Consider the following 20,912-nt stretch of genomic DNA (forward strand, 5'->3'; position numbering starts at 1 on the left):
CCTGAAGGTGAGGTCACGTCAGTTGGGCGACGACGTTTCCTGCGTCATCGCGGGCGACGATGGCGGTGATGTCGGAGAGGTCCATACCGTTACGTCCGGAAGCGTGACGGGGTAGCCAGACCGCGTATGCGCCGATCTGGCGACCGCCGGTCGCGGGCAGCGGATGTACGGTGGCCGTGGCGGTCTGGTCGAGCATGGTGACCGCGACGCTGGCGGCGGTGCCCCGCACGGTTCCGACCAGGATGACTTCCCGCTGCTGTGGGTCCAGGGGTGCGATGTAGGGCGTCGGTTTGGCGGGTAGCAGCGGCGGGCCGACGGTCTTCAGCGCCGATGGTGCCGGATCGCAGAAAATGAATTCGTTCTCCTGGCGGTCCACGTGCTCGCCGCCGGCACGGGCCGCGCGTACGCAGAACGCGTCTTCGGCCAGCCAGGCGGAGGTTTCCCAGCCGGGTACGCGTGCGTCCAGTACCACCGGCCCGCCCACGGTCGGGGGATGTTCCACACGGGCAGGCGGCTTGCCGGCACAGCCCTGCACAGCGAGCAGCCCGGCCACGACGACCATGATGATGCGTAGACGCATGTCTCCAGTATGTCCTCGTTCCTTCGTTCCCGCTGCGGCCAATGGCCGCAGCGGGAACGAAGGTGATGCATCAGCAGAAGCAGGCGTACTCCCAGCCAATCTGGTAGTTCATCCACACCTGGGGGGTACTCAGAGGCAGTTTTACGGTGCTGGCACCCGTAGCGGAACGTTGGTCGGACGGGCCGCCGGCGCTGTGGCCGTGCCATTCCACCTTGTGGAGCGTCCCGTTCCACGTCACGGACCAGCCGTCGCTACAGAGCGGCACCTGGTACTCAAGCCCGAAGATGTGGGACAGGGCGACGGTAAAGTTGGCGCAGTTGCCACCGGACTCGTTGCGGCTCGGTGAGGCCTCGATGATCTGAGCACCATTGCCCGACCAGGAGACCTGGGTGTAACCCTTCTGGAGTTCCTTGCCGCCCAGCACACCAGTACCCCAGCCGTGTGCCGTCCCAGAGCCCATCGCATACCAGGCCGAACTGTCTGACGCTGACACGTTGTACAGCTTGTAGCAGCCGGACCATTCGTAGTCGGGGTCCGGGTAGTTGGTCTCGCTGTAGACGCAGCCGGAGCTCGCGATCGGCGGCTCGTCCATGGCGACGACGCCCTCGGGTTGTGCCTGTCGCCGGGCCTCGTCCGGGCTGAACCCGGCGGCGATCGCGTCGGCGTAGACACTGCGGCCAGCCGCCGCGTACGCAGCGGCTGCGGCGGTGGCCGAGGACCTGCTGACGGCGTGCGGGTCTAGGACCTGTACGGCGCGGTCGTAGATGCGCCGACCGTCAGCTGCGGTGGTCGAGGCCCCAGAGTCTTTGAAGATCACTTGTGCGCCGGTGGGGGCGACGACGGTGATGCCGTCTGTGTAGCGCAGGCGAACGGCCGAGCCGTCGTACAGCCGCTCGGTGGAGATCAGAGCCGGACTCCAGGCCTTCCCCTTGGCGGGAGGAGCGGCCTGTGCCGTGCCTCCCGCCAGCGTCGGACCGGCCAGCAAAGCGGCGGCGACGACGATGAGTGCGCGATGGAACCTCATTGAATAGTGCCTCCCGTGTAGCACTCCTGATGGGGTCGCCGCGTACACGCGGCAGCGGGAGATGGATGCTGCACGTGGGGTAGCGGTCAGTTTTGCAAATCGTGACGCAGTGTCTGGAGTGCCCGTACCGTCTGGCTGGTCACGGTCCTCGGCGAGCACCCCAGCAGACGTGCCGTCTGCTCGACGCTGAGGTCGCCGAGGAAGCGCAGCGTCACGACGGCACGCTGACGCGAGCCCAACCGTCGCAGTGCAGGCAGCAGCAGCGCACGATCGTCGACGGCGTTGTACGAGTTCGGAGTCGGGACGTCGTCGGTCGCGACGAGCGTCGCCACCTCGTGCCGCCAGCGTGATCGACGACGCTCGGTCAGGAAGCTATGAACCACGACACGTCGGGCGTACGCCCCCAGCTCCGCATGCCGGTCTAGTTGGTCCCAGCGCTGGTGCACTTTGTAGAGCGCCACTTGAACAAGGTCGTCAGCCTCGTACCAATCTCCACAAATGCCGTAAGCCTCCCGACGCAACCATCGTCGGATCGTCTGGACGAATGCCTCGAACCCCACCTCGTCTACATCGTTCTTCATCGGCTGCCCCGTTCCCCGCGTAATCGGCGCCCCTCCGATGCAGCGCACGGGGGCCGCCACGTTGTGTACGTCTGGAAACCCGCGCCGTTCAGGCCGGGAGACCATATAGAACTATATCTATATAGCGGCTCTTGTTGACGTATTTGCGCCCTTGGGCAGTCGGTTCGGCGCCAGCGGAACGTGGCTGGGCGCGACCCCTCGGCGTTTCCGTCGCAGTACCGCGAGCCATGCGGCGCGACAGTCGCCGGAGGGCGGCCAAGGGATCCACGCTCGGGGAGTCTCCTGACGCGTCAACCGCCGGCGACGACTGACCGCCTCGATCACCCTGATGCGCCCGGCACTCGCTGGGACTCTCGTCGGCGAGCACCAGGCCGTGCCCGCTGGCGTAGCTGGAACGGCCCCATCGCAAAGAGAGAGCCCTATCCGGGCCGGTCGCGTGCGCTCCAGAAGGGACGATGTGGTCGAGCAACAGAGGGGTCGGCGCGGTCGTGACGAGCGCGGTGCGGGCTCGCCGGCGGCGGCATTCGCCGACGCCGCGGCAGCACAAGGTCACCGCGTACCTCAACGATGCTGAGTACGCGGACGTGCTGGCGGTGGCCGCGTCGGGGCGGATGGCGGTGGCCGCGTATGTGGCGGAGGCCAGTCTCGCGCCCATGGCGAGGGATGCCACGACACCGGCGGTACCGGCCGGGGTGGGGGAGTTGCTGGTCGAGTTGATGGAGGTGCGGGCTGAGCACAAAGATCCACCTGGCTGTCGACGGGCGGGACCGGCCGTTGGCGGTCCTGCTCACCCCGGGCCAGTCCGGCGACAACCCGCAGCTGCTGCCACTGCTGGACGCCATCCGCGTCAAGGCCGCTGGTCCGGGCCGCCCACGCAATCGGCCGGACCTGCTGATCGCCGACAAGGGCTATGCCCACGAGTCCACCCGCCGGGCGCGGCATCCGCCACGCCATTCCCGAACGGTGCGACCAGATCGCCCGCCGGGCCGCCAAGGGCAGCCGTGGCGGGCGATCACCCACATAGCAAAACGGCCCCCGCAAATCCAGGATTACCACGCTTCAGGCTCACGGGAGCCGGCCGGGGCGGCGCCGGGACCGGGCTCAGGAGTCCTCGGGGCCGGGGCTACCCAGCTTCAAGGGGCGCAGCCGCATCCAGATCAGGAACCCGGCGCCGAGCGCGAGCATGGCCAGGCCGGTCCACAGGTTGATCCGGACCCCGGCGGCCTTGCGGATCTCGGCCGGGCTGTCGAACAGCCCGACGACCGTGACGATCAGCCCGTACAGGACGAACAGTCCCCCGATGACCCGGCGCACGTCGAACAGCCGCGCCTTGCTGGTGGGAATCGGCTCGTCGGTGTTGTCGTCAGCCATCACTAACCCCTCACAGGAACGGTACGTACAGTGCGGCGGCCAGGACCACGGCGACGCCGCCGAGCAGGAGCGGGTTGCGGTACCAGACGCGGTCGGCGGCGTCCATGTCGGCGGTCAGGTCGACCCGGTCCACGCCGTACACCAGCCCGCGCAGGTCATCCACCTTCTTGGGCGTGGTGAACAGCGTGACGATCGTCGAAACGACCATGACGGTCACGAACGCGATACCCGCGCCCCAGAAGCTCTGGTCGAGGTCGGAGCCGTAGTGCAGGACGCCGGCCCGGTACAGCACGTAGTTGGCGACCGCGGCGACGGTACCGGCCAGCAGCCCCCAGAAGCCGGCCCACGCGGTCATCCGGCGCCAGAACATGCCGAGGATGAACGTGGCGAACAGGGGTGCGTTGAACACGGCGAACAGCGCCTGGATGTAGTTCATGATGTTGCTGAACCCGGCGGCGATGAACGCGGTGCCGATGCCGATGACGACGCCGACGACCGTGATGATCCGCCCGGTGCGCAGGTAGTACGCGTCGTCGCGGCCGCGGCGGACGTACGGCTGCCAGATGTCGTACGTGAAGACGGTGTTGAAGCCGCTCACGTTGGCCGCCATGCCGGCCATGAACGAGGCCATCAGGCCGGTCACCGCGATGCCGAGTACCCCGTTGGGCAGCAGGTCGCGCATGAGCAGTGGGATGGCGTTGTTGTACTGCAGGTCGCCGGTCTTCGTGCCGAGGCCCTTCACGGTCACCAGCGCGACCAGGCCGGGGATGACGGTCACCGCCGGGATGAGCAGCTTCGGGTACGCCCCGATGATCGGCGTGAGCCGGGCGGCGGTCATGTTGCGGGCCGAGAGTGCCCGCTGCACCTCAGCGAAGTTGGTCGTCCAGTAGCCGAACGACAGCACGAAGCCCAGCCCGAACACGATGCCGATCCAGCTGGCACCCAGCGGGTTGTGTGCGCTCCCGGTACCGGCCCAGCTGTGCAGGCCGGCGTCTCCGAGCGGGGAGTGTCGGACGCTCTCGAACAGGCCGGACAGGCCACCGACCTTGATCAGGCCGAGCACCGTGATGGGCACCAGGCCGGCGAGGATCACGAAGAACTGCAGCACCTCGTTGTAGATCGCCGAGGACAGTCCGCCGAGGGTGATGTACACCAGCACGAACGCGGCCGCGACGATGATCGACAGCCACAGCGGCCACCCGACGAGCGCCTGCATGACCAGCGCCAGGGCGTACAGGTTGACGCCGGCGATGAGGACCTGGGCGACCGCGAACGAGATCGCGTTGAGCAGGTGGGCCGGTGCGTTGAAGCGCCGCCGCAGGTACTCGGGGACGCTGTGCACCTTGGAGCCGTAGTAGAACGGCATCATCACGATGCCCAGGAACACCATGGCCGGCACCGCGCCGATCCAGTAGTAGTGCACCGTCATCATGCCGTACTGGGCGCCGTTGGCCGCCATGCCGAGGATCTCGATCGCCCCGAGGTTGGCCGATACGAACGCCAGACCCGTCACCCAGGCCGGTAGCGCCCGGCCGGAGAGGAAGAAGTCCGCGCTCGTGGAGATGGCCCGCCGTACCGCGAACCCCACCCCGAGGACGGTGGTGAAGTACAACGCGAGAAGCAGGTAATCGAGAATGTTCAGGTCGAGGCGCAGTCCGCTCTGCGCAAGGGTGTCCACCGTTCCTCCCGTCACCGGGGTAGAGATCCCGGTCGAACGGAGGTGTTCCCCCAACGGGGGATATTCAACCGCCTCAAATGGATCACGATCCGCCCGGCCGCTCCGCCACCGCGTCGGTGGCCGCTCCGCCCACCGGTACGGCGGTCACTCCGCCGGCCGTGGCGACGCCGGGTCGGCTATCGTCGCCTTTCTGTGACTACCGAGCTGAGTACCCCCTGGTGGCGCGACGCCGTGATCTACCAGATCTACCCTCGTTCGTTCGCCGACTCCGGCGGCGACGGCCTGGGTGATCTGCCGGGTATCACCGCGCGCCTGGACCACCTCGCCGATCTGGGCGTCGATGCGGTGTGGCTGTCACCGTTCTACCCGTCGCCGCAGGCCGACGCCGGGTACGACGTCTCCGACTACCGCGACGTCGATCCGCTGTTCGGTACCCTCGCCGACTTCGACGCGCTGGTCGCCCGCGCGCACACCCTCGGCCTGCGGGTGATCGTCGATCTGGTGCCCAACCACACCTCCGACGAGCACCCCTGGTTCACGGCGGCGCTCGCGGCCGGCCCGGGCAGCCCGGAACGCGACCGGTACGTGTTCCGCGACGAGCCCAACGACTGGGACAGCGTCTTCGGCGGCTCCGCGTGGACCCAGGTGCCGGACGGCCAGTGGTACCTGCACCTGTTCGACGTGCGCCAGCCCGACCTCAACTGGGACAACCCGCAGGTCCGCGCGGAGTTCGCGGACGTGCTGCGGTTCTGGCTCGACCGGGGCGTCGACGGCTTCCGGGTCGACGTGGCGCACGGCCTGGTCAAGCGGTGGCAGGCACCCAGCGACGCGGTGACCCCGCCGCCGCCCGCGCTGCGCGACGGCGACCAGCCGATGTGGGACCAGGAGGGCGTGCACGACATCTACCGCGACTGGCGGCGCATCCTCGACGGGTACCCCGGTGAGCGGATCCTGGTCGCCGAGGCGTGGGTGGACCCGGTCGAGCGGATGGCCCGCTACGTGCGGCCCGACGAGATGCACCAGGCGTTCAACTTCGCGTACCTGCTGACGCCGTGGTCGCCCGCCGAGATCCGCGCGGTGGTCGACTCGTCCCTGGCGGTCTGTCGGGCCGTCGGCGCGCCCACCACCTGGGTGCTGTCCAACCACGACGTGGTCCGCCATCCCAGCCGGTTCGGCTACCCGCGGACCAACAACGACCGGGTCGGCATCGGCGCGGACGACCCGCAGCCGGACGAGCAGCTCGGCCTGCGCCGGGCCCGCGCCGCGACGACGCTGATGCTCGCGCTGCCCGGCGTGGCCTACCTGTACCAGGGGGAGGAGCTGGGCCTGCCCGAGCACACCACGCTGCCCGACGAGGTGCGCCAGGACCCTACCTGGGAGCGGTCCAGCCACAAGGTGCGCGGCCGGGACGGCTGCCGGGTGCCGGTCCCGTGGGAGCCGGGTGGCCCGTCGTACGGCTTCGGCCCGGGGACGGCGAGCTGGCTGCCCCAGCCGCCGGTCTGGGACCGGTACGCGCTCGGCCGCCAGCGCGGGGTCGCGGGGTCGACCTACGAGGTGTACCGGGAGGCGCTGCGGCTGCGCCGGGCGCACGGGCTCGGCGCCGGGGACGTGACCTGGGACGACGGCGCCGGCCCGGACGTGGTGGCCTTCCGTAACGGCGAGGTCATGGTGGTGGCGAACCTGGGCGACGAACCGGTGGTGTTGCCGGCCGGGGCGCGGGTCCTGCTGGCCAGCGGCGAACTCGACGGCGACGGCCGGGTGCCGGTCGACACGGCGGTGTGGGCGCTCGTCTGACCGTGACTTGCCCCTGGTGACCACAACGTCCGGGACGTTGTGGTCATCGGGGTGGCCCGAGACCACAACGTCCCGGACGTTGTGGCAAGGGGGCGCCCGGAGATCTCCGGGCGCCCCCGCCGCATTCGGTGGAAGATCCGGTCAGCGCTTGAAAGCGTCCTTGATCTTCTCGCCGGCCTGCTTGATGTTGGCCTTGAACTGGTCGCCCTTGCCTTCGGCCTCGAGGCTCTCGTCGTCGGTCGCCTTGCCGACGCCCTCCTTGACCTTGCCGGCAAGGTTCTCGGACTGGTTTTCCAGCTTGTCGTCGTAGCCCATGTCAACCTCCAGGTCCCTAGCGGACTACCGGTTACTTACCCGCCGGCCGACAACCTCAATCACACCGCCGGCCCGGCGCGGCTTCCGTCAGGCTGTCGCGGCCCGGCGCGTACCGTCGATCGACGGCGTCCGCGACACCACCGACAGCGGCTTGGCCACGTGCTCCAGCGAGCGGCCGTGGGCCGGTACCGCGTAGAACAGCGCGACCAGGCCGCCGACGGCCATCAGGCCGGCGCCGACGAGGTACCCGATGAACAGCGGCGTCGGGTCCTTGGCGTCGCCGATGAGGCGGGCGAACATCCAGGGGGCGACGACGCCGCCGAAGAACTGCGCGACCGCGAAGAAGAACGAGATCGCCTGCGCCCGCAGTTCGATCGGGAAGATCTCGCTGACGGTCAGGTACGCGCTGGACGCGCCGGCGGAGGCGATGAAGAATACGACGCACCACAGGATCGTCTGGGTGACCGCGTTGAGCGCGCCGATCCAGAACAGGTACCCGCTGATCGCCAGGATCGCCGCGGACACCAGGTAGGTGCCGGCGATCATCGGCTTGCGGCCCACCGTGTCGAACAGGCGGCCGAGCAGCAGCGGGCCGGCCAGGTTACCGAGCGCGAACGGGAAGAAGTACCACGGGATGCGCTGGTCGGGGATGTGGTAGAAGCCCGACAGGACCAGCCCGTACGTGAAGAAGATCGCGTTGTACAGGAACGACTGGGTCACCAGCATTGCGAAACCCAGTACCGACCGGCTCGGGTACTCGCGCAGCATGACGCGGGCGATCTGCCGGTATGTCACGGTGTCGGTCGGCTTCACCTCGATGGTGGCGTCCTCGCTCAGCGCGGTCAGCTCCTTGCCGTCGGCGCGGACGTGCTCCTCGATCCGGGCGACCGTCCGCTCGGCCTCCTCGGCGCGGCCGTGGGTGAGCAGCCACCGCGGGCTCTCCGGGACGTGCTTGCGCAGCTGCCAGATCGCCAGGCCGATGACCGGGCCGACGAACAGGCTCATCCGCCAGCCGAGGTCCTTGGGCAGGATGTCCGGGTTGAGTAGGACCAGTTGGGACGCGGCGCCGATCATGGCACCCAGCCAGTACGTGCCGTTGATCGCGATGTCGACCCGGCCCCGGTAGCGCGCCGGGATCAGTTCGTCGATGGCCGAGTTGATCGCGGTGTACTCGCCGCCGATGCCCATGCCGGCGATGAACCGCATCGCCAGGAACGACCACAGGTTCCAGGCGAACCCGGACAGGCCGTTGAAAACCAGGTAGATGCCCAGGGTGACCAGGAACAGGTTGCGCCGGCCCAGCCGGTCGGACAGCCGCCCGAACACCAGCGCGCCGACCACCTCGCCGAGCAGGTAGACCGAGGCGGTCAGGCCGACCTCGCCCGCGGTCAGGTGGAGGGTGTTCTGGTCCTTGAGTACCGAGGCGATCGACGCCGCCATCTGGATCTCCAGGCCGTCGAGCACCCAGGCCACGCCGAGGGCGACGACCACCAGCCAGTGGAACCGCGCCCAGGGCAGCCGGTCGATACGGGCCGGTACGTCGCTGCGGACTGTTTGTGGGGAACTGGTCATTGGGCACCTCCGTGTCAGCGGTCTTGCCCATGCCGCTGACTGCCCAAACTCGACACCTTAACGACCATTAACTACCGATCGGCACAAAACAATATCTGGAGGGGACGTGGGGACGCTGCGCGCCGTGCCGCGCCGGCTGATCGGCAGGGTCGTCGGCGCGCTGCGCGGCCGTGACCTGGCGCTGCACGCCGCGGCCACCACGTTCTACGGCGGGATCGCCGTGGTACCCGTCAGCCTGCTCACCCTGCGGCTGGCCGCGGCGATCGTGGGCACCGACCGGTTGGCGGCGCGCGCCGGTCGGGTGGCTGCCGCGTTCCCGGCCGAACTGGGCGCGAACCTTGCCGCCACGAGGCTGGTGACGGCCGGACTGCACCTGTCCGCCGCCCAGGCGGTGGCGGCGCTGCTGCCCGCCACCCTGTACGGCGAGGGGCTGCGCCGCTCACTGGTGTCGCTGGCCGGCGGTGCCGCGGCGCGGCGGGAGCGGGCCATCGGGTGGCGCGGCCGGCTGCTCGTGCTGCCGCTGCTCGCCGCGGGCCCCGGGCTGCTGCTGGCGCTGCTGCTGGCGCTGCCCTGGGCGGCCGGGCTGCTCGGCCGGGGCGGCCTGGCCAGCGTCGCGGCGGTGGTGGTGTCGTTCCTGGGCGTGTGGCTCGCACTCAGCCCGGTGGTGATCTGGGTGTACCGGTTCGTCGGCCCGGCGCGCCCGCCCTGGCCGGCGGCCACCGCCGGCGGGTCGTTCGCGGCGGCTAACCTGTCCGGCTTCCTGCACGGCTTCGTGCTGTTCTGGTCGCTGCCGCTGAACCTGGGGCTGCCGTTCGGCGGGTTCGCCGCCGTGGGCGCGGTCGTCGCCGTCGCGCTGTGGCTGTACGTGCTCCACGTCGTCGTCCTGGTCGGGTACGTGTTCACGCGGCAACTGGGCCGGCTCGTCGCCCCGCACCCGTCACCCGGCAGTGGATCGGCGCCGCCGGGCGATCCGTGATGCCGTAGCATCCGCGACGGCGGCAGTGGAGGAACCCGGTGCGAATCCGGGGCGGTCCCGCCACTGTCACCGGGGAGCGACCCTCACCCATGCCACGGCCGGCACACGCCGGTGGGAAGGCGGAGGGGCGACTGCTCTGGGGCGCTGCGCAGCGTCGAGCGCCGAGCCAGAGCAGTCGTACGTGTCGATCCGGGAGCCAGGAGACTCCGGCCGCCGGGGGACGAGAAGTCCCCACCTACGACCCTGCGACCGGGGCGCGGACCCCGACGGGAGTTGCCTCTCATGACGTTCGTCCTGCTTTCCACCGCCGACACCGACCTGCTCGCGGCCCGGGCCAGCGGCGCCGACTGGCGGGTGGCCAATCCGACCCGGCTCGATCCCGCGGACGTGCCCGGCCTGCTCGACGGCGCGGCGCTCGCCGTGGTCCGGCTGCTCGGCGGCCGGCGTACCTGGCCCGAGGGTCTGGACGAGGTGCGGCGTGCCGGGCTGCCGGTGGTGGCGCTCGGTGGTGAGGCCACCCCGGACGCCGAGCTGACCGCGCTGTCGACCGCGGCCACCGGCGTGGTCGGAGACGCGCAGCGCTACCTGGTCGAGGGTGGCCCGGACAACCTGCGCGAGCTGTACCGGTTCCTGTCCGACACGGTGCTGCTCACCGGCGAGGGGTTCGCGGCACCCGCGCCGGCGCCGGCCTACGGTGTGCACGGCACCCACGACCAACGGCCCGACCGGCCGACCGTCGGGGTCGTGTTCTACCGGGCACACGCTCTCGCCGGCAACACCGCGTTCGTCGACACCCTCGCGGCCGCGATCGAGGAGCAGGGCGCCAACGCGCTGCCGATCTTCGCGTCGTCGCTGCGCGCGGTCGACGACGGCCTCGCCGAACTGCTGGGGCGCTGCGACGCGCTGGTGGTGACGGTGCTCGCGGCGGGTGGCACCACGGCCGCCGACGCGAGTGCGGGCGGCGACTCCGACGCCTGGTCGGTGGAGGCGCTCGCGGCGCTGGACGTACCGGTGCTCCAGGGGCTCTGCCTCACGTCGAGCCGCGCCCAGTGGGCCGGCTCCGACGCCGCGCTGAGCCCGATGGACGCGGCGATGCAGGTGGCGATCCCGGAGTTCGACGGCCGACTGATCACGGTGCCGTTCTCGTTCAAGGAGGCCGGCCCGGACGGTATCCCGGTGTACCTCGCCGACCCGGAGCGCGCCGCGCGGGTGGCCGGCATCGCGCTGGCGTACGCCCGGCTTCGGCGCGTCGACAACCGCGACAAGCGGCTGGCGATCGTGCTGTCGTCGTACCCGACGAAGCACTCGCGCGTCGGCAACGCGGTCGGCCTGGACACCCCCGCCTCGGCGGTCTCCCTGCTACGGGCGCTGCGCGCGGCCGGGTACGCCGTGGGCGAGTTCCCTCAAGACGGCGACGCGCTGATCCACTCGCTGATCGCGGCCGGTGGCCACGACGTGGAGTGGCTGACCGAGGACCAGTTGGCGGCGGCGCCGATCCGGGTTCCGTTGTCCGACTACCGGGGCTGGTTCGACGCGCTGCCGGAGTCGCTGCGCGCCGACATGCTGGACGCGTGGGGCGAGCCGCCGGGCGAGCTGTACGTCGACGGCGACGGACCCGATAAGGCAATAGTGCTGGCCGGACTGCAATTTCAAAACGTGACGCTGATGATCCAGCCGCCGCGCGGCTTCGGTGAGAACCCGATCGCGATCTACCACGACCCTGACCTGCCGCCCTCACACCACTACCTCGCCGCGTACCGGTGGCTGGCCGGCAACGTCGACGCCGTCGTGCACCTGGGCAAGCACGGCACCCTCGAGTGGCTGCCCGGCAAGGGGCTCGGCCTGTCCGCCGCCTGCGCCCCGGACGCCGTACTCGGCGACCTGCCGCTGGTGTACCCGTTCATCGTCAACGACCCGGGGGAGGGCACCCAGGCCAAGCGTCGGGGGCACGCCACCATCGTCGACCACCTGGTGCCCCCGATGGCCCGCGCCGACACGTACGGCGACCTGGCGAAGCTGGAGCAGCTGCTCGACGAGTACGCGACCGTGCAGGCGCTGGACCCGGCGAAGCTGCCGGCGGTGCGGGCCCAGGTCTGGACGCTGATCCAGGCCGCCCAGCTCCACCACGACCTGCACCAGTCCGAGATGCCCGGTGAGGACGACTTCGACGACTTCATTCTGCACGTCGACGGGTACCTGTGCGAGATCAAGGACTCCCAGATCCGCGACGGCCTGCACGTCCTGGGCGCCGCGCCGCAGGCCGAGGCGCGGGTCAACCTGGTCCTGGCGGTCCTGCGGGCGCGGCAGGTGTGGGGCGGCCGGCATGCCCACCCCGGTCTGCGCGCCGCCCTGGCGACGCACCTCGGGCTGTCCGAGGCCGACCTGCTGGCCGGGATCGCGCCGGCGGCGACCCCGCCGGCGCTCACCGAGGTCGTCGACGGGCCCGCGACCAGCGCGGCCGACCTCGTCGACCGGCTGGAGGACCTCGCCCGCAAACTGGTCGTGGGCTGCGAGACGCTCGGCTGGGCGGCCGACTCCGTGCCCGCCGTCGTCGCCGAGGTCCTCGGTGGCCCCGTGCCGCAGGTGGAGGGCGTGCTGCGGTTCGCCGCCACCGAGGTGGTACCCCGCCTCGACGCCACCACCGGTGAGATCGGCAGCGTCCTGCACGCCCTCGACGGCGGGTACGTCCCGGCCGGCCCGTCCGGCTCGCCGACCCGCGGCCTGGTCAACGTGCTGCCGACCGGGCGCAACTTCTACTCGGTCGACCCGAAGGCGATCCCGTCGCGCAACGCCTGGGAGGTCGGCCGGGCGCTCGCGGACTCGCTGCTGGAGCGCCACCGCGCGGACACCGGCGAGTGGCCGGCACTGGTCGGCCTCACCGTGTGGGGTACGTCCGCCATGCGTACCCAGGGCGACGACATCGCCGAAGTCCTGGCCCTGCTGGGCTGCCGGCCCACCTGGGACGACGCCTCCCGCCGGGTCACCGGCTTCGAGGTGGTACCGCTGGCCGAGCTGGGCCGGCCCCGGGTCGACGTGACCGTGCGCATCTCCGGCTTCTTCCGGGACGCCTTCCCGCACGTCGTCGGGCTGCTCGACGATGCGGTCGCGGCCGTGGCGGCCCTCGACGAACCGGCGGATCAGAACTTCGTCCGGGCGCACGCGGTGGCGGACGCGGACACGCACGGCGACTGGCGGCGGGCCACCACCCGGATCTTCGGCTCCAAACCCGGCGCGTACGGGGCCGGCCTGCTGCCGCTGATCGACGCCCGGAACTGGCGCGACGACGCGGACCTGGCCGAGGTGTACGCGGTGTGGGGTGGCTACGCGTACGGCCGGGGCCTGGACGGGCGGGCCGCCCGCGACGATCTCGAGACCGTCTACCGGCGGATGTCGGTCGCGGCCAAGAACGTCGACACCCGCGAGCACGACATCGCCGACTCCGACGACTACTTCCAGTACCACGGCGGAATGGTCGCGATGGTCCGCAGCCTGCGCGGCAGCGACCCGGCCGCGTACATCGGCGACTCGCACCGCCCCGAGCAGGTGAAGACCCGGACCCTCGCGGAGGAGACCAAGCGGGTGTTCCGGGCCCGGGTGGTCAACCCGCGGTGGATCGAGGCGATGCGCCGGCACGGGTACAAGGGCGCGTTCGAGCTGGCCGCGACCGTGGACTACCTGTTCGGCTACGACGCCACCGCGGGTGTGGTCGACGACTGGATGTACGAGCAGCTCGCCGCGGCGTACGTGGCCGACAGAGGCGTGCGTGACTTCCTGGAGAAGTCCAACCCGTGGGCGCTGCGCGGCATCACCGAACGACTGCTCGAAGCGGCTGATCGGGGGTTGTGGGCCGAACCGCGGCAGGAAACCCTGGACGAGCTGCGCGCGGCGTACCTCGCGGTGGAGGGTGACCTGGAGGACTCCTGACCCGCTGCCGGACCCCGCTCGTTGTCGGGCCCCGCTTGCGACGGGTACGGTGGCGCGGCCGTAGTCTGGTCAGTACCGAGAGTGAGTAACCCGACGTGCCAGCGAACCTCTCCTCCGTCATCGCGGCTACCGCACAGTGGCTGGTCCGCGCCTACCCGGCGCCCGGAGGGACGTTCAGCGCCGCGCTCGCCGAGGTACAGGCGCGCCAGGCGGCGACCGTGGCGGCCTGGCTGCGGTACCCGACCGTGATGGACGCCGCCCTGCTCGGCGTCGTCGGCCCGGGTGGGGCGGACCGGCTGGACTGGCTGGTCGGGGCGGACGCCACGGAGCGTTCCGACACCGAGTACGCCTGGCGTACCTGGGTCGACGAGGTCGTGGCGAGCTGGGCCGCCTGCCTGCTGGCCGACGCCGACCTGGCCGCCGCCGCGGTGGCCGCGGTCGGCGGCAGCGACCACATGGCCGGGCTGTACTGCGACTTCCGCCGCCTCACCGCCCCCGACGACCGCGACCGCTACGCGTCGGCGCTGCTGCGCCACCCGGACCTGCTGGACCCGGTGGCGCGGCTGCACCGCGACCAGCTGCTCGCCCGCCTGCGCGCCGCCGGCCCCGCGGCGGCGGCCTGACCGTCCGGCCGGTTCAGGCCACCGCCTCCGGTCGGTTCCGGCGGCCGCCCGTGGCGGTCAGCCCTTGTGCGTCTTGGCGTACTCGCGCATCGAGTCCCGGACCCGGTCGAACACGGCCAACGGCGGCCCGGCCAGGAGGTTGCCGACCGCGGACTCCGGGGCGTTCGGGTGCGGGCGGGTCGGCGCCGTCCGCTCGGCCGCCTTCACCGCGTCCGCCATCCGCCGCAGCTGGTCGGCGTCGACCGTCTGGCGCAGGCCCGAGAACTCGTCACGCTCCTCGCGCTCGGCGTGGGCGATGATCGAGTCCTTCGCCGCCCGGAACCTGATGTCGAACTCCGGCTTGTCGATACCCAGGTCGTACAGTTCGGCCAGCATGCGCTTGGCCTGGTCCTCCTCGTGCAGCCGCTCGTCGACGACCTGCTTGCCGTTGGCGATCTTGCGCCGGGCGACGGGGTGGACGACCTCTTCTTCCGCCGTCTCGTGGACCGCCAGCAGCCGTACCAGATCCTCGAACACCTCGCGCTTACGGTCGCCCTTGGCCGTCTCCATCTCGGCGAACATCGTCTTGATCTGGTTGTGCTGGTCGACCAGCAGCTCCACCACGTCCTTTTCCCGCGTCGTGGTCATGGATCCGACTCCTCACGTCGCGATCGGTGCGGACGCCGGAGACCTTCCCCGATCCGCGCCGCTCATGCCATCCGTACCGCCCGCCGTGCGGGGACCCGGCCGGTGGCCGCCCGCGCCGGGCGGACCGCCACCGGACAGGCGATCATGGGGCCTGTCACGTTGACGCGGACCCGGCCGGTGGGACAGCATGACCACCAGAACGGCAGTGGAGGAACCCGGTGCGAATCCGGGGCGGTCCCGCCACTGTTACCGGGGAGCGAACCCTCACCGACGCGCCACGGCCGCATCTGCGGCGGGAAGGCCGAGGGGGCGACCGCTCCGGGTCGAGCGCCGACCCGGAGTTGTCGTACGCGCCGATCCGGGAGCCAGGAGACTCCAGCCGTTCGTGGAACACCGACACGCGGGCGTGGACACCCGCGGAAGGGACTTGCGCATGCCTACGCGCCTGAGCGGCGGATGATCCCGCCGTACCCGTTCGCCGCCGTCGTCGGCCTCGCCGACCTGCGCCTGGCGCTGCTGCTCACGGCCGTGTCGCCGGCCGTCGGCGGCGTGCTCGTCCGCGGCGAGAAGGGCACCGCCAAGTCGACGATCGTGCGGGCCCTCGCCAGCCTGCTGCCCGAGGTCGACGTCGTCGACGGCTGCCGGTTCGCCTGCGACCCGGCGACGCCCGACGCGTCCTGCCCGGACGGGCCGCACCTCGACCCCGCGGGCATCCGGCGGCGGTCCCGACTGGTCGAACTGCCGGTGGGTGCCACCGAGGACCGGGTGGTCGGCGCGCTCGACCTGCAGCGCGCGCTCGGCGACGGCGTCAAGGCGTACGAGCCTGGCCTGCTGGCCGCGGCCCACCGGGGCGTGCTCTACGTCGACGAGGTCAACCTGCTGCCCGACCACCTGGTCGACCTGCTGCTCGACGCCGCCGCCATGGGCCGCGCCCACGTCGAGCGCGACGGCGTTTCGGTACAGCACGCGGCCCGCTTCCTGTTGGTCGGCACGATGAACCCGGAGGAGGGCGAGCCCCGGCCGCAACTGGTCGACCGGTTCGGCCTGGTGGTCTCCGTCGCCGCGCCCGACGACCCGGGCATGCGCGCCGAGGTGGTACGTCGGCGGCTGGCGTACGAGGCCGACCCGGCGGGCTTCGCCGCCCGGTGGGCCGGCGAGGACGCCGCCCTCGCCGCGCGCATCGTCGCCGCGCGGGACCGGCTGCCCAAGGTCCGACTGCCCGACGCCGAACTCGACCGCATCGCCCGGATCTGCCTCGCGTACGGGGTGGACGGGTTGCGCGCGGACATCGTCGTCGCGCGTGCGGCCACCGCGCTCGCCGCCTGGCACGGCCGCGACGAGGTCACCCCGGCGGACGTGGCCGACGCCGCCCGGCTGGCGCTGCCACACCGCCGCCGCCGCGACCCGCTGGACCCGCCCGGCACCGACGAGCAGCGACTCGAAGAGGTCCTGGCCGACAACCGCCCGGACCCCGACGACGACCCGCCGCCGGGCGACGGCGGTCCGGGCGATGGCCCGGACGGTGGCCCCGATTCCGACCGCGGCCCCGACGACCGGTCCGACCGCGACGAGGCCGGCCCCGACGGTCACGCCGACGCCGACGCCGACGGGTCCGGGTCGTCGCGTCCGACCCGCCAGCCGGCCCCGGTCGGTGCGGCGTACCGGCCGCAGGCGCTGCGGGTACCCGGCCGTGGCGCCGCCGGCCCGACCGGCCGGCGGTCTGCCGCGTACGCCCGCACCGGTCGGGTCGTCGGCTCCCGGCTGCCGGCCGGCCGGCTGGCCAGCGTGCACCTGCCGGCGTCGGTACGGGCCGCCGCCGCCCGCGGATCACGCCGCGTCCAGGCGACGGACCTGCGCGAGGCGGTACACGTCGGCCGCGAGGCCAACCTGGTGCTGTTCGTGGTCGACGCGTCCGGCTCGATGGCCGCACGAGCCCGGATGCGCACCGTGAAGACGGCCGTGCTGTCGCTGCTGCGCGACGCGTACCAGCGGCGCGACAAGATCGGCATGATCACGTTCCGGGGGGCCGGGGCACAAGCCGTGCTGGAGCCGACCACCAGCCACGAGGTGGGCGTGGCGAAGCTGGCCGACCTGCGCACCGGCGGCCGTACCCCGCTCGCGGAGGGCCTGCGGGCGGCGGTACGGACCCTGGCCGCCGAACGCCGGCGCGACCCGCACCGCCGCCCGCTGCTGGTCGTCGTCACCGACGGCCGGGCCACCGCGGGCGCCGACCCGCTGACCGTCGCGCCGGCGCTGGCCGGTACGGCCGCTGTCGTGGTCGACTGCGAATCCGGCCCGGTCCGCCTCGGCCTGGCGAAACGCCTGGCCAGCGCGCTGGACGCCGGCCACATCCCACTCGACGCGCTCGACGCCACCACGATCAGGAGGGCCGCCTGATGCCGCAGGGTAATCCGGAGAACGTACCCGACGACGGCCTCACCACCCGCCAGCGGCGCCGCCAGCCGGTGCTCGCCGTGCACACCGGGACCGGCAAGGGCAAGTCCACCGCCGCGTTCGGCATGGCGCTGCGCGCCTGGAACGCCGGCTGGCCGATCGCGGTCTTCCAGTTCGTGAAGTCCGAGAAGTGGCGGGTCGGCGAGGAGGCGGCGTTCCGGGCGCTCGGCGACGCGTACGCCGCCAAGGGCGTCGGCGCGCCGGTGACCTGGCACAAGATGGGCGAGGGCTGGTCGTGGATCCAGCGCGAGGGCACCGAGCGGGATCATGCCGCCGAGGCCGCCGAGGGGTGGGCCCAGGTCAAGCGCGACCTCGCCGCCGAGCGGTACCGCTTCTACGTGCTCGACGAGTTCACGTACCCGATGACGTGGGGCTGGGTCGACGTCGCCGACGTCGTCGAGACGCTGCGGAACCGGCCGGGCAGCCAGCACGTCGTGATCACCGGCCGGCACGCGGCGCCCGCGCTGGTCGAGGCCGCCGACCTGGTCACCGAGATGGGCAAGGTCAAGCACCCGATGGACGCCGGGCGCAAGGGCCAGCAGGGCATCGAGTGGTAGCCACCCCGCGGGTCGTCATCGCCGCGCCCGCCTCCGGGCACGGTAAGACGACGGTCGCCACCGGGCTGCTCGCGGCGTTCGCGGCGCGCGGCCTGTCCGTGGCCGGGTTCAAGGTCGGCCCGGACTACATCGACCCCGGCTACCACGCCCTGGCCGCCGGCCGGCCCGGCCGCAACCTCGACCCGGTACTGGTCGGCACAGACCTGATCGGGCCGCTGTTCGCGCACGGTGCCGCCGGTGCCGACCTGGCCGTCGTCGAGGGCGTGATGGGCCTGTACGACGGGCGTACCGGCGCCGGCGACCACGGCTCGACCGCCGAGGTCGCGGGGCTGCTGGACGCGCCGGTGATCCTGGTCGTCGACGCGGCGGCGCAGGGCCGCTCGGTGGCGGCGCTGGTCCACGGCTTCCGGTCGTTCGGCGACGGCGTCCGCATCGCCGGGGTGATCCTCAACCGGGTCGGCTCGTTCCGGCACGAGGACCTGCTGCGCGCCGCGTGCGAGGAGATCGGCACCCCGGTGCTGGGCGCGCTGCACCGGCACGAGGCGGTCGCCGCGCCGTCGCGCCATCTCGGCCTGGTACCGGCGGTGGAGCGCCGCGCGGAGGCGGTCGCCTCGGTGAAAGCGCTCGCCGACCTCGTCACCGCGTCGGTCGACCTGGACCGGGTGTTCGCGGTGGCGCGGTCCGCGCCGGCGCTGTCCGCCGAGCCGTGGTCGCCGCAGGTCGGTACGCCGGTCGGCCCCCGGCCGGTGGTCGCGGTCGCCGGCGGCCCGGCGTTCAGCTTCGGGTACGCCGAGACCGTCGAACTGCTGCGCGGGGCGGGCGCCGAGGTGGCCCTGTTCGACCCGCTGCACGACACCGCCCTGCCCGACGGCGCGCGGGGACTCGTCGTCGGTGGCGGCTTTCCCGAGGTGTACGCGGCCGAACTGTCGGCCAACGAGCCGCTGCGCGCGTCCGTGGCCGCCCTGGCGGCGTCCGGCGCGCCGGTCGCGGCCGAGTGCGCCGGCCTGCTGTGGCTGTGCCGGACCCTGGACGGTGCGCCGATGTGCGGGGTCGTCGACGCCGACGCGGCGATGACGCCTCGCCTCACCCTGGGATATCGCGACGCGGTCGCGGTGTCGCCGAGCTGGCTCGCGCCGGTCGGTACCCGCGTCACCGGGCACGAGTTCCACCGCACCGCCGTCACCCCGACCGCCGACGGCACCCCCGCCTGGGCCTGGCGCGACGCGCCGCCGGAGGGGTTCGTCACCGGCAACGTCCACGCGTCGTACCTGCACCTGCACTGGGCCGCGGCCCCGGAATTCGCCCGACGGCTGGTGGAAGCATGCGCCTGATCGGGGTCGGGGTCGGCCCCGGCGACCCGGAGCTTGTCACGCTCAAGGCGGTGCGCGTGCTCGCCACGGCGGGCCGCGTCTTCGTACCCGTCCTCGCCGCCGACGACACGGGCCGCGCGGAGGCGACCGTCCGCGCGCACGCCTCGCACGAGCGCATCGAGCGGCTCGTGTTCGCGCTCAATGAACGCAGCGACACCGCGCGGCGGGAACGGCACTGGGACGCCGCCGGTGAGCGGGTGGCGGAGTGGCTGCGCGAGACCGGCGGGACGGCGGCGTTCGCGACGATCGGCGACCCCAACGTGTACTCGACCTTCGCCTACCTCGCGCAGACCGTACGGGAGCTGCTGCCGCAAACGGTGGTCGAGACGGTCCCCGGGATCACCGCGATGCAGGCGGTGGCGGCCGTGTCGGGGACCCCGCTGGTCGAGGGCACCGAGCCGCTGACCCTGCTGCCGCTGGCCCGCGGGGTCGAGCCGCTGCGGGAGGCGGTGGCCGGCGACGGCACCGTCGTGGTCTACAAGGGCGGTCGGCACCTGCCCGAGATCGCCGAGATCGCGAAGGAGGCCGGCCGGGACGCCGTGTACGGCGAGCACCTGGGCCTGCCCGACGAGCGGGTCCGGCCACTGTCCGACGTCGACGGTGCCGGCCCGTACCTGGCGACCGTGCTGCTGCCGGCGCGCCGCACCAGCCGAGGAGGAAAGCTGTGACGGGTAGGGCAACGTTTGTCGGCGCCGGTCCGGGCGCGGCCGACCTGATCACCGTCCGCGGCGCCCGCGCGCTGGAGCGCGCTGACGTCGTGGTGTGGGCGGCCAGCCTGGTCTCCCCGGACGTCCTGGGCTACGCCCGCGACGGCGCCGAGATCGTCGACTCCGCCGAGCTGACGCTGGAGTCTACGGTGGACATCTACCAGCGGGCGGCGGCCGAGGATCTGCACGTGGTACGCCTGCACTCCGGCGACCCCGCGCTGTGGGGCGCCATGCAGGAGCAGCTCGACCGCTGCGCCGAGCTGGGCCTGGAGGTCGAGGTGATCCCCGGGGTGTCGTCGTTCTCGGCGGCCGCCGCGGCGGTGCGGCGGGAGCTGACCGTCCCCGAGGTGGCGCAGTCGGTCATCCTGACCCGGCTCGAAGGCGGCAAGACCCCGATGCCGGCCGGCGAGAGCGTCCGGGAGTTCGCCCGGCACGGTACGACCATGGCGCTGTTCCTGTCGGCCGCCCGCGCCAAGCAGCTCGCCGAGGAGCTGCAGGCCGGCGGGTACGCCCCCGAGACCCCGGTGGTGGTCGCCTACCGGGTGACCTGGCCGGACGAGCTGATGCTGCGCTGCACCGTCGGTACCCTGGCCGAGACCGTACGCGCGCACAAGCTGTGGAAGCACACGCTGTTCCTGGTCGGCCCGGCGCTCGATGCGCACGGCACCCGCAGCCACCTGTACCACCCGGGGCACTTCCACGGGCACCGGCGGGCCGACCGGACGGCACGTCAGGCGCTGCGGGCCAGCGGTGGATGAC

Annotated in this window: 17 protein-coding genes, 1 pseudogene and 2 riboswitches; of the genes and pseudogenes, 10 read left to right on the forward strand and 8 right to left on the reverse strand. The window is 72.1% G+C overall.

Annotated elements, in window-relative coordinates:
• Window positions 1–13: 13 nt before the first annotated feature.
• From ACNTMW_RS23490 to ACNTMW_RS23500, 3 genes are all read right to left on the reverse strand, one after another.
• Window positions 14–553: a hypothetical protein gene (locus ACNTMW_RS23490; protein ID WP_426635933.1), complete on the reverse strand. Its 540-nt coding sequence runs from the start codon at window positions 551–553 to the stop codon at window positions 14–16.
• A gap of 97 nt (window positions 554–650) precedes the next feature.
• Complete coding sequence (locus ACNTMW_RS23495) at window positions 651–1,604, reverse strand: hypothetical protein (protein ID WP_426635934.1); 954 nt, start codon at window positions 1,602–1,604, stop codon at window positions 651–653.
• Window positions 1,605–1,690: 86 nt separating this feature from the next.
• On the reverse strand, window positions 1,691–2,185 hold the full coding sequence (locus tag ACNTMW_RS23500) for a sigma-70 family RNA polymerase sigma factor (protein ID WP_426635935.1): 495 nt from the start codon (window positions 2,183–2,185) through the stop codon (window positions 1,691–1,693).
• Window positions 2,186–2,905: 720 nt separating this feature from the next.
• Here ACNTMW_RS23500 and ACNTMW_RS23505 point away from each other — a divergent pair.
• Window positions 2,906–3,203, forward strand: a pseudogene (locus ACNTMW_RS23505) (transposase); the annotation flags it as partial.
• Between the two features lie 83 nt (window positions 3,204–3,286).
• On the opposite strand, the gene ACNTMW_RS23510 reads toward ACNTMW_RS23505, so the two are convergent.
• Both ACNTMW_RS23510 and ACNTMW_RS23515 read right to left on the reverse strand, forming a co-directional pair.
• On the reverse strand, window positions 3,287–3,556 hold the full coding sequence (locus ACNTMW_RS23510; protein ID WP_426635936.1) for a hypothetical protein: 270 nt from the start codon (window positions 3,554–3,556) through the stop codon (window positions 3,287–3,289).
• Window positions 3,557–3,566: 10 nt separating this feature from the next.
• On the reverse strand, window positions 3,567–5,234 hold the full coding sequence (locus tag ACNTMW_RS23515; RefSeq protein WP_426635937.1) for a sodium:solute symporter family protein: 1,668 nt from the start codon (window positions 5,232–5,234) through the stop codon (window positions 3,567–3,569).
• A gap of 192 nt (window positions 5,235–5,426) precedes the next feature.
• Between ACNTMW_RS23515 and ACNTMW_RS23520 the strand changes: the two genes are divergently transcribed.
• Entirely contained in the window at window positions 5,427–7,028 is a 1,602-nt protein-coding gene (locus ACNTMW_RS23520) for a glycoside hydrolase family 13 protein (protein WP_426635938.1), read from the forward strand.
• A 141-nt stretch (window positions 7,029–7,169) separates the two neighbouring features.
• Here ACNTMW_RS23520 and ACNTMW_RS23525 read toward each other — a convergent pair whose 3' ends face one another.
• The gene (locus tag ACNTMW_RS23525; RefSeq protein ID WP_426635939.1) at window positions 7,170–7,343 is read right to left on the reverse strand and encodes a CsbD family protein; all 174 of its coding nucleotides are present in this window, start codon (window positions 7,341–7,343) and stop codon (window positions 7,170–7,172) included.
• An 87-nt stretch (window positions 7,344–7,430) separates the two neighbouring features.
• Window positions 7,431–8,915, reverse strand: a complete 1,485-nt coding sequence (locus ACNTMW_RS23530; RefSeq protein ID WP_426635940.1) for an MFS transporter — start codon at window positions 8,913–8,915, stop codon at window positions 7,431–7,433.
• 106 nt (window positions 8,916–9,021) lie between these two features.
• On the opposite strand from ACNTMW_RS23530, the gene ACNTMW_RS23535 reads away from it, so the two are divergent.
• From ACNTMW_RS23535 to ACNTMW_RS23545, 3 genes are all read left to right on the forward strand, one after another.
• Window positions 9,022–9,891 (forward strand): YhjD/YihY/BrkB family envelope integrity protein, encoded by an 870-nt coding sequence (locus ACNTMW_RS23535; protein ID WP_426635941.1) that lies wholly within the window; start codon window positions 9,022–9,024, stop codon window positions 9,889–9,891.
• Between the two features lie 29 nt (window positions 9,892–9,920).
• Window positions 9,921–10,097, forward strand: a riboswitch (cobalamin riboswitch).
• 76 nt (window positions 10,098–10,173) lie between these two features.
• Window positions 10,174–13,815, forward strand: coding sequence for a cobaltochelatase subunit CobN (cobN, locus tag ACNTMW_RS23540; RefSeq protein WP_426635942.1), 3,642 nt, complete (start codon window positions 10,174–10,176; stop codon window positions 13,813–13,815).
• A 95-nt stretch (window positions 13,816–13,910) separates the two neighbouring features.
• Window positions 13,911–14,438 carry a hypothetical protein gene (locus tag ACNTMW_RS23545; RefSeq protein ID WP_426635943.1) on the forward strand — a complete coding sequence of 176 codons (528 nt, stop codon included), beginning with the start codon at window positions 13,911–13,913 and terminating at the stop codon, window positions 14,436–14,438.
• 57 nt (window positions 14,439–14,495) lie between these two features.
• On the opposite strand, the gene ACNTMW_RS23550 is transcribed toward ACNTMW_RS23545, so the two are convergent.
• Complete coding sequence (locus ACNTMW_RS23550; RefSeq protein ID WP_426635944.1) at window positions 14,496–15,065, reverse strand: hemerythrin domain-containing protein; 570 nt, start codon at window positions 15,063–15,065, stop codon at window positions 14,496–14,498.
• Between the two features lie 209 nt (window positions 15,066–15,274).
• Window positions 15,275–15,440: riboswitch (cobalamin riboswitch) on the forward strand.
• A gap of 81 nt (window positions 15,441–15,521) precedes the next feature.
• Between ACNTMW_RS23550 and ACNTMW_RS23555 the strand changes: the two genes are divergently transcribed.
• The 5 genes from ACNTMW_RS23555 to cobM are packed head-to-tail and all read left to right on the forward strand — an operon-like array spanning window position 15,522 to window position 20,911.
• Window positions 15,522–17,462 (forward strand): VWA domain-containing protein, encoded by a 1,941-nt coding sequence (locus tag ACNTMW_RS23555; protein ID WP_426635945.1) that lies wholly within the window; start codon window positions 15,522–15,524, stop codon window positions 17,460–17,462.
• Window positions 17,462–18,076, forward strand: coding sequence for a cob(I)yrinic acid a,c-diamide adenosyltransferase (gene cobO / locus ACNTMW_RS23560; protein WP_426635946.1), 615 nt, complete (start codon window positions 17,462–17,464; stop codon window positions 18,074–18,076). The genes ACNTMW_RS23555 and cobO overlap by 1 nt, the downstream gene beginning before the upstream one ends.
• Window positions 18,070–19,407, forward strand: coding sequence for a cobyrinic acid a,c-diamide synthase CobB (locus ACNTMW_RS23565; RefSeq protein WP_426635947.1), 1,338 nt, complete (start codon window positions 18,070–18,072; stop codon window positions 19,405–19,407). Before cobO ends, ACNTMW_RS23565 begins: the two co-directional genes overlap by 7 nt.
• Window positions 19,398–20,114, forward strand: a complete 717-nt coding sequence (gene cobI / locus ACNTMW_RS23570) for a precorrin-2 C(20)-methyltransferase (protein ID WP_426635948.1) — start codon at window positions 19,398–19,400, stop codon at window positions 20,112–20,114. Before ACNTMW_RS23565 ends, cobI begins: the two co-directional genes overlap by 10 nt.
• Complete coding sequence (gene cobM / locus ACNTMW_RS23575; protein WP_426635949.1) at window positions 20,111–20,911, forward strand: precorrin-4 C(11)-methyltransferase; 801 nt, start codon at window positions 20,111–20,113, stop codon at window positions 20,909–20,911. The genes cobI and cobM overlap by 4 nt, the downstream gene beginning before the upstream one ends.
• Window position 20,912 lies beyond the last annotated feature (1 nt).

The sequence above is a fragment of the Planosporangium spinosum genome, assembly GCF_049999945.1.
GTDB classification, from domain to species: Bacteria; Actinomycetota; Actinomycetes; order Mycobacteriales; family Micromonosporaceae; genus Planosporangium; species Planosporangium spinosum.

Bases quoted from the DNA above. Each gene is read 5' to 3' on its own strand.
- cobI (WP_426635948.1), top strand. From the start codon at position 19,398: ATGCGCCTGATCGGGGTCGGGGTCGGCCCCGGCGACCCGGAGCTTGTC.
- ACNTMW_RS23495 (WP_426635934.1), bottom strand. From the start codon at position 1,604: ATGAGGTTCCATCGCGCACTCATCGTCGTCGCCGCCGCTTTGCTGGCC.
- ACNTMW_RS23550 (WP_426635944.1), bottom strand. From the start codon at position 15,065: ATGACCACGACGCGGGAAAAGGACGTGGTGGAGCTGCTGGTCGACCAG.
- cobN (WP_426635942.1), top strand. From the start codon at position 10,174: ATGACGTTCGTCCTGCTTTCCACCGCCGACACCGACCTGCTCGCGGCC.
- ACNTMW_RS23555 (WP_426635945.1), top strand. From the start codon at position 15,522: ATGATCCCGCCGTACCCGTTCGCCGCCGTCGTCGGCCTCGCCGACCTG.
- ACNTMW_RS23500 (WP_426635935.1), bottom strand. From the start codon at position 2,185: ATGAAGAACGATGTAGACGAGGTGGGGTTCGAGGCATTCGTCCAGACG.
- ACNTMW_RS23510 (WP_426635936.1), bottom strand. From the start codon at position 3,556: ATGGCTGACGACAACACCGACGAGCCGATTCCCACCAGCAAGGCGCGG.
- ACNTMW_RS23530 (WP_426635940.1), bottom strand. From the start codon at position 8,915: ATGACCAGTTCCCCACAAACAGTCCGCAGCGACGTACCGGCCCGTATC.
- ACNTMW_RS23525 (WP_426635939.1), bottom strand. From the start codon at position 7,343: ATGGGCTACGACGACAAGCTGGAAAACCAGTCCGAGAACCTTGCCGGC.
- cobO (WP_426635946.1), top strand. From the start codon at position 17,462: ATGCCGCAGGGTAATCCGGAGAACGTACCCGACGACGGCCTCACCACC.